Here is a 12,789-nt window from a genome sequence, read left to right on the forward strand (position 1 = left end):
GTGCGGCCACAACAAAAAGCCGTTCGCCGGATGAAATTTCCGCAAGACGGTATCGGAGAGTGGAATGCCAGACATCAAGATCGTGACCGAAGTCGCCGGGCGCGTTTGCGCGCTTCCTGTTGAGGCCGGCAGCAGCATCGGCGACGGCGACGAGATCGCGTTCGTCGAAGCCATGAAGATGGAAATACCGGTCACATCGACAACGACAGGGAAAATCAAGTCGATTCTGGTCAAGATTGACGATGTGATCGCCGAAGGTCAGGCCGTCGCGATCGTCGAGGCCTGAGCGCGGCCGCCCGCACCTCACCCGCGACAATCTGTCTGGTGATGCAATGGCATAAATCGCCAGCTTGCTCCCGAGCTGGCGTTGCCATCGCGAGTTCGCGATGCAATCATTTCTCTCGAGGAAAGTTTCGCACAGCGAAACATTGGGAGGAACCATGATTCATCGGCTGATGGCGCTTGCGCCTGCCGCTCTTGCCGGCCTTTCTCTAATTGCAGCGCTGCCCGCCTCCGCCGAGGACATCAAGCTGCCGCCCACCATGGCGGTGACCGCCTATGACACTGGCACCGCCGGCTTCAACATTGCGGTCGGCGTCGGCAAGATGCTGAAGGACAAATACGGCACCGACGTCCGCGTGCTGCCGGCCGGCAACGACGTCGCGCGATTGGCCCCGCTGCGCGCCAAGCGCGCGATTTCCTCGGCGATGGGATCGGGTACCTATTTCGCGCAGGAAGGCGTGTTCGAATTCGGCGCCAAGGAATGGGGCCCGCAGCCGCTGCAATTGCTGCTGTCGTCGGTCGACTGCAATTGCGGCGCGCTCGGCGTGGCCGCCGACGCCGGCGTCAAGGAGATCAAGGACCTCCGGGGCAAGCGCGTCGGCTTCGTGGTCGGCTCGCCAGCGCTGAACCAGAACTCGCTCGCGATGCTCGCCTTCGGCGGCCTCACCAAGAACGACGTCAAGATCGTCGAATTCGCAAGCTACGGCGCTATGTGGAAAGGCCTGATCAACAACGACGCCGACGCAGCCTTCGGTACCACGATCACCGGCCCCGCCAAGGAGGCCGAGACCTCGCCGCGCGGCCTGATCTGGCCGCCGCTGCCCGCCAATGACAAGGAAGGCTGGGCGCGCGTGCACAAGGTCGGCTCGTTCTTCTTCCCGCAGCTTGCGACCTGCGGCGCTGGCATCTCCCCCGACAAGCCGATCGAGCTCGGCAACTACCCCTACCCGATCTTCGTCGCCTACGCCTCGCAGCCGGTCGATCAGATCTATGCCATCACCAAGGCGATGATCGTGAACTACGACGCCTACAAGGATTCCGCGCCCGGTGCCGCGGGGCTCGGCGCCGACAGGCAGACCAAGAACTGGGTCGTGCCGGTGCATCCCGGCGCGGTGAAGGCGCTGAAGGAAACCGGGCACTGGAGCGACGAGCAGGACGCTCACAACAACGCGCTTTACAAGCGCCAGGAGGTGCTGGCCGCGGCCTGGACGGAGTACGGCAAGTCCAACCCGCCCTCCGACGACAAGGCCTTTCTCGACGGCTGGATGAAGGCGCGCGCGTCGGCGCTCGCCAAGGCCAACATGCCGGACGGCTTCGAGTAGCGACCGAACGCCGCTCACCGCACAAGGCAATCAGGATTCTGGGGGACTGCGATGTCCGATAGCGCCGCGGCTGCGCCTGCGAAGAAGATCGAGTTTGAGGATCCTCATGCCGGCCTCGGCAACCTCCAGGAGGCCGAGGTCACGCGCGTGCGCACCCTGCGCGGCGGCTGGCGGTGGGCGCTGGTCATGGCGACAGCCGCCACCATCCTGCTCTGCATCAACCAGCAGTTCTCGCTGCGCTTCTTCGTCGACTACACCCAGCTCAACACCGAATATTTCTATCTCCTGATCGCGCTGATGCTCCCCTTCACGTTCCTGATCTTCCCGGGAGCGGAGAACGCGCCGCTGAACCGCATTCCCTGGTACGACGTCGCGCTGTCGTTCCTGACATTCGCCGCCGCGATCTGGCTGATGCTGAACGTGCGCAAGGCGGCACAATTCGGCTGGGAATCCGACGGAGCGCCGCAGAATGTCATCGTTGCGGGTCTCGTGATGTGGATCGCGCTGATGGAGGCGCTGCGCCGCACCGGCGGCTGGAGCCTGCTGCTCTGCGTGCTCCCGTTCACCGTCTACCCACTGTTCGCCGAGGCCAGCTGGCTTGGGCCCTTCAGGGGCTCGCAGCTCACGCTCGACCAGACCACGGCCTATCACGTGCTGTCGGGCGAGAGCCTGCTCGGCATTCCGATCCAGGCCTTTGCCGACACCGTGATCGGCTTTCTGGTGTTCGGCACCGCGCTGATGATGACCGGAGCCGGAAAGTTCTTCATCAACCTGGCCTTCGCGCTCTGCGGCACGTTTCGCGGCGGCGCGGCCAAGGTGTGTATCTTCGCCTCAGGCCTGCTCGGCATGATGTCCGGCTCGATCGTCTCCAACGTATTGACCGCCGGCACCATGACGATTCCCGTCATGAAGAAGAGCGGCTTCCGCGCCTCCTATGCCGGCGCGATCGAGGCCTGCGCCTCGACCGGCGCGGTGCTGGCGCCGCCGGTGATGGGCGCGACCGCGTTCGTGATCGCGCAGTTCCTCAATGTCAGCTACGCCGAGGTCGCGGTCGCCGCCACCATCCCCGCCGTGCTCTACTATGTCGGCCTGTTCATGCAGGTCGATTCCTACGCCGCGCGCCACGGGCTGAAGGGCATTCCGCGCGCCGAGCTGCCGCGCGTGATGGATACGATCAAGGACGGCTGGTACTACGTCTTCGTGATCGCGCTGCTGATCGTGATGCTGCTCTATTTCAAGCGCGAGAGCCACGCGCCGTTCTACGCGACCGCGCTGCTATTGGTGCTGAACCAGATCTTCTCCAAGGACACGCGCTGGACGCTCGCGACCGTCGGCAAGTTCCTCGAAGTCAACGGCCGCACCTTCGTGGAGCTGGTCGGCATCCTCGCCGGCTGCGGCCTCCTGATCGGCGCCTTCTCGATGACCGGCGTGGTGTCAAGCCTCGCCAACGACCTGCTGACGCTCGCCGGCGACAACGCGTTCCTGCTGCTCGTGATGTGCGCCTTCACCAGCCTGATCCTCGGCCTCGGGCTGACGACGACGGCCTGCTACATCTTCCTTGCCATCCTGATTGCGCCGGCGCTGGAGAAGCTCGGGCTGAACCGGATGGCGGTTCACATGTTCATCTTCTACTGGGGCATGCTGTCGTCGATCACGCCGCCGGTGGCGATCGCCTCCTTCGCCGCGGCCGGCATCGCCGGCTCGCCTGCGATGAAGACCGGATGGGAATCGATGTGGGTCGGCAGCATCATCTACTTCATCCCATTCTTCTTCGTGCTCAATCCGGCGCTCGTGCTGCAGGGGCCGAGCCCCTATCTCGCCGGCCTCGGCCTGATGGCGCTCGCAGCCTTCGGCACGCTGTTCATCTGCGGCGGCATCCAGGGCTACCTGGCCTTCGTCGGCGATCTCCGCGGCGCCGGCCCCCTCGAGTGGCCGCTGCGCGTGCTGCTGGTGATCGGCGGGTTCGTGGTGGCGACGCCCGGCGGCGGCATCAACCCACTGTCGCAGGTCCAGGTGACGTTGCTGGGGCTTGCGATTCTCGTGCCGACGATCCTGATCGCGCTCATGCTGATCCGTCGCCAAGCTCTGGTTCCGAACCAGTTGCGCGCGCCTTGATTGCGTTGCACAACGAGAGGCGATGAAACGATCGCCTCCGCCCGTCACCCCGACCACCACGGCCTGGTCCAGCTCGAAGCCGCCGCTGCTGCGGTTTCTGCACACTTGTTACGCAGATTTCCTGCCCGAGACCGGCGGCGCGGTCGCCGACTACATTCCCGAGCTCGGCAAGGCCGACCCTGCCCATTTTGGCATCAGCCTCGCGACCCTCGACGGCCATGTCTACGAGGTCGGCGACACCGATATCCCCTTCACTATCCAGTCGATGTCGAAACCGTTCGTGTTCGCGCTGGCGCTGGACACGCTGGGTGCCGAACGGGTCGAGAGCGTGATCGGCGTCGAGCCGTCGGGCGATCCCTTCAACTCGATCCGGCTGAATGCGGAAAACCACCCCTTCAACCCGATGGTCAATGCCGGCGCGATCGCCTGCTCCGGCCTGATCCACGCCGCCAAGGATGACGGCGCGTTCGCATACATCCGCCAGGCGCTTGGCCGCTTCGCCGGCCGCGAGCTCGACGTCGACGAGGCGGTCTATGCGTCCGAGAGCGCGACGGGCGATCGCAACCGGGCGATCGGTTATTTGCTGCGCACCAATTGCGTGATCGTCGACAACGTGCCTGATGTGCTCGATGTCTATTTCCGGCAATGTGCGATCCTCGTCACCGCGCGCGACACCGCCGTGATGGCGGCAACGCTCGCCAACCATGGCGTCAATCCGCTGACCGGCGAGCAGGTGGTGACGCCCTACGCGATCTCCCGCACGCTCTCGGTGATGACGTCGTCGGGCATGTACGACTATGCCGGCGAATGGATCTACCGCGTCGGCATCCCCGCCAAGAGCGGCGTCGGCGGCGGCATCCTGGCGGCGCTGCCGGCGCGGCTCGGGCTCGGCAGCTACTCGCCGAAGCTCGACAAGCACGGCAACAGCGTGCGCGGCATCAAGGTATGCGAGGCGCTGTCGGCACATTACGACCTGCACATGCTCAACCGCAGCGATGACGCGCGCCACAGCATCATTGCCGACTACAATATCGGCAAGAACCCATCACGGCGCGTGCGCCGGCCGCAGGAGCAGGAGATCCTGGCCAAACACTTCCAGGAGGTGCGCGTGATCGAGCTGGTCGGCACGCTGTCGCTCTCCAATGTCGACTATGTCTCGCGCCGCCTCGCCGGCGGGCCGCGCCCGCAGTTCGTGATCTTCGACCTGCGCCGCGTCACCGCGACAACGCGTGCCGGCGCGCGGCTGGTCGCGGAAGCATTTCAGGAGCTGGCCGAGCTCGGCGTCATCGTGGTCCTCTCCGGCATCAAACGGACCTCACGCGAATGGGCGACGATCAGCGAGTGGACCAGCAGGCTCGGCAATATCAGGGATTTCTACCTGCTCGACACCGCGATCGAATGGGCCGAGGACCAGATTGTCTATCGCTATGGCGGCTCGATCGACTTCCTCGAGACGACAGAGCTCTCCGAGCAGCCGCTGCTCGCTGGACTGAGCGAGCAAGAGCTCGCCGGCCTTAATGCGCTCTGCACGATCAGGACCTACCAGCCGAACGAGAAGATCGTCGCTGCCGGCGACGAGGCGGCCTCGCTGTTCTTCCTGCGCAGCGGCGTGGTCCATGTCACCCTGCCCGACGGCATCCGCCTCGCGACGCTGACCGCCGGCATGGCATTCGGCGAGATGGCGCTGCTGGAGCCGCGACGCTCCGCCGATGTTCTCGCCGACAGGTCGGCGACCGCGTATGAGGTGGCGATCAAGGACTTCGAGCGATTCCGCGAACAGCACCCCCATGCCGGCGAGCGGATCATGCGCAACCTCGCGCAGATTCTTGCCGAGCGGTTGATCGTCGCGAATGCCAAGGTCGAACTGCTGACGTCGGGTTAGATCTCGCTCGCCCTCTCCCCGTTCTTACGGGGTCGAGACGAGCAAAGCTCGCTCTTAGAGGGTTGGGGTGAGGGGCTGCATCCGCAAAATGACTCGGAATGGAACTCGCGGAGGCTCCCCCTCACCCGGATCGCATTCCGCTCCGCTCCATGCGCTCCGGCCTCTCCCCGCAAGCGGGGCGAGGCTAGAGAACCTGCCGTGAGCGACCGCCCTCAGCTCACCACTTCCGTCACCGGCTGCATGTCGATCTCGAAGGTCTCCAGGAACTTCGAGGTCATGATGTAGAAGCCGACCGAGAGCTGCAGCTCGATCAACGTCGCCGGCGTCAGCTTCGAGGCGATCGCCTTGAAGGTGGCGTCGGTCGGCTTCTTGAGCTTGACGATCTCGTCGGTGAAGGCGAGCGCTGCGCGCTGCACGTCGTTGAAACAAGTCGCGGCCTGCCAGTTCTCCAGCGCCGCATTCTGCTCGTCGGTGACGCCGACATTCTTGCCGATCCGCTTGTGCGCCACGATCTCGTAGGGCGCTTCGCACAGGATGCCGGTGCGTGTGATCGCAAGCTCGCGCACGACGGGATCGAGCTCGCCCTTGTGGCGGATCGCGCCGCCGAGCCGGCAATACTGCTCAAAATAGCTCGGCGAATGCGCCATCATGCGAAAGATATTGGCGTTGCGGTTCTTGTCGAGGATCTCACGGGTGCGCGGGCTTGCCGTTGCGGGATCAGAGTAATCGATGCGGGCCATTTCCTAACCTTGTGACGTTGTCGCTTCTTCGAGTTCCAAAACACTATCTGCCGGCCGTCGCGCGAGCAACACGCCCGAGCCAAATTGCCGCCGCAATGCTGTTCAACCCTGACGCGGTCGATATTCGCTGAGTGGGGACTCGTCAAAAGCGAATACTCGTCGCGGGGTGTTCCGAGTACATAAATCTGGCCGTCTTGCGCGCTGTCAGCGCAACGATGAGTCGTGCCCGAGTCTAGGGAGAACGCATGAAGGAAGCCACCAAGAGGGCGGCCTCGGAGGCGCTTGCGCAAGTGCTGGCGGTGACGGCGATGCTCGTCATCGCCAGTGTCATTTTCTACTGGCGATAGTATCCGTGACTTGGAGGGACGAAGGCGAACACTCAGGCTGGTATCGCGTCCTGGTGGGCTCGCTCTCGTCCCTCACCTTGCCTTCTCGAAATAGGGAACCAGTCGCCCTGCGAATTGCGTGAAGCGGGCTGTGACTTTGTCGCCGATGGCAAGGGCGTTGTCGCCGTGAGCCATCATGCGGAATCCTTCATCAGTATCGACGAGCACGATGTTGTAGGGCACATGCGCCCGCGTCTCCGGCGTGGCGGCGCGGCAGACCAGCGAGGTCGCATACACCGTCCCTGCCCCGCCGGCGCGATGCTCGGTCAGATCGGGAGAGCCGCAGGCAGCGCAGAAGCTGCGGCGAAAATATTGCCGAGCGCCGCACGCGGTGCAGGTCTGATAGACGATAGCTTCCGCGCCCTTGGTCCAATCGGCGATCTGCCCGCTCATCGTACGCGCTCCAGGAACATGCTGACATGCGATGACAGCACGCCGCCGTCGCCATGGAGCAGCGCGACCGAGGCATCGCGGACCTGACGGTTGCCGGCGCGGCCGGTCATCTGCAGATGGGTCTCGACCAGATGCGCCATTGCACCGCCGACGCCGCAATGACCATAGCTGAGCAGGCCGCCATGGGTGTTGAGCGGTATCTCGCCGTCCTGATTGAAGTAGCCGGCGCGAACACGCGCGGCCGCCTCGCCGCGTTTGGCGAGGCCCAGATCCTCCAGCAGCATCGCGAGCGTAATGGTGAAGCTGTCGTAGACCGCGGCATAGCGGACATCCGATATCGCGAGGCCGGCCGCCTGCTTCGCCTTCGCAATCGAAATCTCCGCGCCGAGTTCGCTCAGCGCGGGTGCGGCCGTGACATGCTGATGGGTGTGGGCCTGCGCGCAGCCACGCACCCGCACCTGCCTCTCGCCGGTCGCCTCGCGGCTGATGACGAATGCAGCGCCACCGTCGGACACCGGGCAGCAATCCAGGAGCTTCAGCGGCATCGCCACCGGCTTCGAGGCCATCACGTCGGCAACCGTGATCGGCTCGTGGAACTGCGCGCCGGGATGCGTCAGCGCATGCTTGCGCATCAGCACCGCGAACTCGGCGAGGTCCTCCTGCGTCACGCCGTATTCATGCATGTAGCGCGTCGCGACGAGGCCGTAATAGGCTGGGATTGTCGGCCCCAGCGTCACCTCGTAATCGGGATGGCCGACCTGGGCCAACGCCTGGATCGAGGCGTCGCGGCTCTGCCCGGTCAGGCGGTTCTCGCCGCCGACCACCAGCACGTGCTTGGCAACACCGGCATCGACGAGATGATGCGCCAGCATGGTCATCGCCAGGCCCGTGGCGCCACCGACCTGCACCGCATGGGCATAGGACGGGCGAATGCCGAAATGCTCGGCGAACACGGTGGCCAGCATGATGTGCGGCGAGACCGTGGAGTAGCCGCAAAGGATGCCGTCGATGTCGGAGCGCTTCAGGCCTGCATCAGCAACAGCCAACTCCGCAGCCTTGCTCATCAGGTCGAGCGAGGACGAGCCTTCATGCTTGCCATAGGACGTGAGGCCGACGCCGGTGACGAAGCTCATCTGTTCACCTCCCCTTGCAAAGGGGAGGTCGGCTTACGCAAGCAAGCCGGGTGGGGATCCGTCTCCGCCCCATGTGCTCTCACCCGTGGCTGACCCCCACCCCGCCCTCCCCCTTTCAGGGGGAGGGAGACGAGAGCGATGCGTCTGCGTGAGCGCATCATCTCAATACGACTTCGGAAGGCCGAGCACCTTCTCGCCGATGAAGCTGAGGATGAGCTGCGGGCTGATCGGCGCGATGCGCGGGATCAGGGATTCCCGCAAATAGCGCTCGACATGATACTCCTTGGCGTAGCCGAAGCCGCCATGGGTCATCACCGCCTGTTCGCAGGCATGGAAACCGGCTTCGGCTGCGAGATACTTGGCGGAGTTCGCCGCGGGGCCGCACGGCAGGTTCTGGTCGTACTGCCAGCCGGCACGCAGCACCATCAGCCAGGCAGCCTCGAGCTCCATCCAGCACTTCGCCAGCGGATGCTGGATCGCCTGGTTCATGCCGATCGGGCGGTTAAACACGATGCGGCCTTTTGCATATTCCGACGCCCGCTTCAGCGCGATCTGGCCGAGGCCGACGGCTTCGGCCGCGATCAGAATGCGCTCGGGGTTCATGCCGTGCAGGATGTATTCGAAGCCGCGGCCTTCCTCGCCGATGCGGTCCTCGACCGGGATTTCAAAATTCTCGAAGAACAATTCGTTGGAGTCGACGGGCTTGCGGCCCATCTTCTCGATCTCGTGCACCGTGACGCGCTTGCGGTCGAAGTCGGTGTAGAACAGGCTGAGGCCGTGGGTCGGGCTCCGCACCTCCTCCAGAGGCGTGGTGCGCGCGAGCAGCAGGATCTTGTTGGCGACCTGCGCGGTCGAGATCCACACCTTCTGGCCGTTGACGACATATTTGTCGCCCCGGCGCACCGCGCGCGTCTTGAGCTGAGTGGTGTTAAGACCGGTGTTCGGCTCAGTCACCGCAAAGCAGGATTTGTCGCGGCCGTCGATGATCGGCGGCAGCATGCGCTGGCACTGCTCCTTGGTGCCGAACACCACCACTGGGTTGAGCCCGAACACGTTCATGTGCACGGCCGACGCACCTGACATGCCGGCGCCCGATTCCGAGATCGTGCGCATCATGATCGCGGCATCGGTGATGCCGAGGCCGGAGCCGCCGTATTCCTCGGGGATGCAGATGCCGAGCCAGCCGGCATCGGCCAGCGCGCGGTGGAAGTCGGCCGGATAGCCGCCCTCCTTGTCCTTCTTCAACCAGTAGGCGTCGTCGAAGCGCGAGCAGATCTTCCCGATGGCGTCGCGGATCGATTCCTGGTTGGCCGAGAGTGCGAAATCCATGGGTGCTGTCCTTAAGTGTTGTGCGCAAGCTTGGTGACGCCGTCGCGCACCATCGCGGCGATCTCGTCGCCGGCGTAGCCCGCTTCCCGCAGGATCTCCTCGCCGTGCTGGCCGAGCCGCGGCGCCAGCCGCTGCGGCTCCGCCTTGGTCTCCGACCAGCGCGCCGACGCCTTCATGCTGCGGATGCGGCCTTCGGTCGGATGCTCGGCGACCGGAAACATGCCGGTTGCGACCATATGCGGATCCTGCAGCAGGCTCTCGAGATCATGCATCGGCATCACAGGCACGTCGGCCTTTTCGAGAATCTCGTTCCATTCGGCGGTCGTCTTGGTCAGCAGGATGCGCGCCAGCTCCGCATAGACCGTGTCGATATTGGTGGCGCGGCCGGCGAAGGTCGCGAATTTCGGATTGCTGCGCAGGTCGTCGCGGCCGGTCGCCTTGAAGAAGTTCTCCCACTGCTTGTCGTTGTAGACGATCACGCAGATGTAGCCGTCGGACGTCTTGTACGGCCGCCGGTCCGGCGAGAGGTGGCGCGCATAGCCGCCCTTGTCGAGCGGCGGATCGTAGGTCAGCCCTCCCATGTGATCGCCCATGACGAAGCCGGCCATGGTCTCGAACATCGGAATGTCGACGCGCTGGCCCTGTCCGGTCCGGTCGCGGTGCACGAGGCTCGCGCAGATCGCGCCGACCGCGGTGAGGCCGACGATGCGATCGACCAGCGCGTTCGGCACATAGCGCGGCACGCCGTCGGATGTCTGCGCCATCAACGCCGGCAACGCGGTGGCGCCCTGGATCAGATCGTCATAGGCAGGCTTGGCGGCATACGGCCCTTCCTGGCCGAAGCCGAACACGCCGGCATAGACCAGCCGCGGATTGATCTTCGCGACCACGTCGTAGCCGAGCTGCAGCCGCGCCATCGCCTGCGGGCGCACATTGTAGACGAGCACGTCGGCCTTCGCGATCAGCCGCAGCACGGCCTCGCGCCCGGCCGGCTTCTTCAGGTCGAGGCAGATCGAGCGCTTGCTGCGATTGGTATTGAGGAACACCGGCCCCATGCCGGGATGCCGCGTCGGACCGATCTGCCGTGTCACGTCGCCGTCGGGCGATTCCACCTTGATGACGTCGGCGCCGTAATCGCCGAGCATTTGGGTGGCATAGGGCCCCATCAGCACGGTCGTCATGTCAACGACCTTGATGCCCTGCAGTGGTCCCATCGTTCCGTTCGCTCCCGGTTGTTCTGGATTGAAACCTAGTAACGGGAGGTTTTTGCCAAGATCAAGCTGCGCCGGGCGTATGGGCGTATGCGTGCCGGCGCCACCCGCGCAGGCCGAGGCGAGCCAGGCGGAGATCCCGGACTATTTGCCGATCATCGCATCGCGCGCCTTCACGAGCTTCTCCAGCTCCGCATTCTGGTGCTCGATCCGCTCGGAGATGCGCTCCTCGACTTCGGCGCCCGCCGCGCCGGCGGCCTGCTCGATCAGCTGCCTGATATTGTCCCGGAGGATCGCGATGCGGTCGTTCAGTTCCGAAAGCGACATAGAGGTTTCAATTCCCATGGCTCATTCTCCGGGTGACAGGCGCCCATGAGGTTAGCGCGACGGGGCGCAGCCGCCTATAGCCATCGCAAATGTCCGCGGCGGGCAGGCCCGCCTACTTCGCCATCATATCCCGCAGCGTGGTCTTCAGCACCTTGCCGTAATTGTTCTTCGGCAGCGCATCGAGATAGATATAGCGCTTCGGCCGCTTGAACCGCGCGATCGAGGCCAGGCAATGCGCATCGAGCTTGCCGTCATCGGCCACGGCGCCGTCCTGTAGCACAACGCAGGCGACGACGATCTCGCCCCATTCCGGATCTGGCACGCCAATGGCAGAGACCTCGCGGACATCGGGATGGGTCAGCAGGGCTTCCTCGACCTCGCGCGGATAGATGTTGGTTCCGCCGGAGATGATCACGTCCTTGGAGCGATCCGACAGGGTGAGGAAGCCGTCCGCGTCGAGGCGCCCGACGTCGCCGGTGCGCAGCCAGCCATCCTTCAGCGTTTCCGCATTGGCCTTCGGATTGTTCCAGTAGCCGAGCATCACGGTTAAGCCCTTGACCTCGATCTCGCCGGTCTCGCCGGCGGGCAAGGGATTGCTGTCCTTGTCGGTGATCCGCACGGAGACGACGCTCTGCGCGGTACCCACGGAGGCCAGCCGTTCGAGATAGCGCGGATGGTCGCTGCGCCGGTGCCAGTCGCGCGAGAGCGCGGTAATGGTCATCGGCGATTCACCCTGGCCGTAGATCTGCACGAAGCGCTGGCCCATGGTCGCGATCGCGTCCCTGATGTCGGCAAGATACATCGGCCCGCCGCCATAGATGATGGTGCGCAGCCCCTCGCCGTTCTCGCCGCGCCGCTTCGCCGCGTCGACCAGGCGGCGCACCATGGTGGGCGCCGCGAACATCACGACATTGTCGAGCTGGCGGCCGAGATTGAGCACCTCGTCCGGATCGAAGCCGCCGGATTGCGGAACGACGTGCCGGCCGCCCATGCGAACATGCGGGAAATTGTAGAGGCCGGCGCCGTGCGAGATCGGCGCGGCATAGAGCGAGGCATCGTTCGGCGTCGCCGGATCGACGTCGGCGAGATAGCACAGCGACATCGCAACGAGGTTGCCGTGGCTCAGCATCACGCCCTTGGGCCGGCCGGTCGTGCCCGACGTGTAGAACAGCCAGGCGAGATCGTCGGTCTCGCGCGGCAGCGGCGTGGGCAGGCCCTCGCCGTTTCGCATCTTGCGATAGCCATCGCTGTCGACCGAGAGGATGGTCATGCCGGCGGGACAATCGTCCTTCGCCTCCGTCAGCGCAGCGATCGTGTCGTCGGACACGAAGGCGAGCTTTGCGCCGCCATTACCGCAGATCCACGCCGCCTCGCGGCCGTGCAGCTTGGCATTGATCGGAATCGCGGCCGCGCCGATCCACCAGATGCCGTAGAGGCATTCGAGATATTGCGTGCAATTGCTGGCAAACAGCGCGACGCGGTCGCCTTCGGCGATGCCGTAATCGCGCGCCAGCGCCGCCCCGATCGAGGCGGCGCGGCGCGCAAACGTGGCATAATCGGCGTCGAGGTCGAAGCCGGACAGCAGCGCCGGCGCATCGGGACGCGCCCGCGCCGTCGCTGCCAGCCATTCGGCGATGTTCATCGCGGTAGCCCCAAGCAAACTGTCATG

11 protein-coding genes are annotated in these 12,789 nt (G+C 64.8%); 4 read left to right on the forward strand and 7 right to left on the reverse strand.

Annotated elements, in window-relative coordinates:
- Positions 1–64 precede the first annotated feature (64 nt).
- From MTX19_RS23045 to glsA, 4 genes are all read left to right on the forward strand, one after another.
- Positions 65–286, forward strand: coding sequence for an acetyl-CoA carboxylase biotin carboxyl carrier protein subunit (locus tag MTX19_RS23045; RefSeq protein ID WP_280979439.1), 222 nt, complete (start codon positions 65–67; stop codon positions 284–286).
- Between the two features lie 154 nt (positions 287–440).
- Positions 441–1,604, forward strand: coding sequence for a TAXI family TRAP transporter solute-binding subunit (locus tag MTX19_RS23050; RefSeq protein ID WP_280979440.1), 1,164 nt, complete (start codon positions 441–443; stop codon positions 1,602–1,604).
- Between the two features lie 51 nt (positions 1,605–1,655).
- On the forward strand, positions 1,656–3,719 hold the full coding sequence (locus MTX19_RS23055; RefSeq protein ID WP_280979441.1) for a TRAP transporter permease: 2,064 nt from the start codon (positions 1,656–1,658) through the stop codon (positions 3,717–3,719).
- A gap of 22 nt (positions 3,720–3,741) precedes the next feature.
- Positions 3,742–5,601 (forward strand): glutaminase A, encoded by a 1,860-nt coding sequence (gene glsA, locus MTX19_RS23060; protein ID WP_280979442.1) that lies wholly within the window; start codon positions 3,742–3,744, stop codon positions 5,599–5,601.
- Positions 5,602–5,813: 212 nt separating this feature from the next.
- On the opposite strand, the gene MTX19_RS23065 is transcribed toward glsA, so the two are convergent.
- The 7 genes from MTX19_RS23065 to MTX19_RS23095 all read right to left on the reverse strand — a co-directional run bounded on the left by MTX19_RS23065 (position 5,814) and on the right by MTX19_RS23095 (position 12,762).
- Positions 5,814–6,341, reverse strand: a complete 528-nt coding sequence (locus MTX19_RS23065; protein ID WP_280979443.1) for a carboxymuconolactone decarboxylase family protein — start codon at positions 6,339–6,341, stop codon at positions 5,814–5,816.
- 419 nt (positions 6,342–6,760) lie between these two features.
- Positions 6,761–7,120, reverse strand: coding sequence for an OB-fold domain-containing protein (locus MTX19_RS23070; protein WP_280979444.1), 360 nt, complete (start codon positions 7,118–7,120; stop codon positions 6,761–6,763).
- Positions 7,117–8,253, reverse strand: a complete 1,137-nt coding sequence (locus tag MTX19_RS23075) for a thiolase family protein (protein ID WP_280979445.1) — start codon at positions 8,251–8,253, stop codon at positions 7,117–7,119. Before MTX19_RS23075 ends, MTX19_RS23070 begins: the two co-directional genes overlap by 4 nt.
- A gap of 162 nt (positions 8,254–8,415) precedes the next feature.
- Entirely contained in the window at positions 8,416–9,582 is a 1,167-nt protein-coding gene (locus MTX19_RS23080; protein WP_280979446.1) for an acyl-CoA dehydrogenase family protein, read from the reverse strand.
- An 11-nt stretch (positions 9,583–9,593) separates the two neighbouring features.
- Positions 9,594–10,796 (reverse strand): CoA transferase, encoded by a 1,203-nt coding sequence (locus MTX19_RS23085; protein ID WP_280979447.1) that lies wholly within the window; start codon positions 10,794–10,796, stop codon positions 9,594–9,596.
- Positions 10,797–10,937: 141 nt separating this feature from the next.
- A complete protein-coding gene (locus MTX19_RS23090) occupies positions 10,938–11,138 on the reverse strand; it encodes a hypothetical protein (protein ID WP_280972069.1) in 201 nt (66 codons plus the stop codon).
- 94 nt (positions 11,139–11,232) lie between these two features.
- Complete coding sequence (locus MTX19_RS23095) at positions 11,233–12,762, reverse strand: AMP-binding protein (protein ID WP_280979448.1); 1,530 nt, start codon at positions 12,760–12,762, stop codon at positions 11,233–11,235.
- Positions 12,763–12,789: the final 27 nt, after the last annotated feature.

The sequence above is a fragment of the Bradyrhizobium sp. ISRA464 genome (genome assembly GCF_029910095.1).
In the GTDB taxonomy this organism is placed as follows: Bacteria; Pseudomonadota; Alphaproteobacteria; order Rhizobiales; family Xanthobacteraceae; genus Bradyrhizobium.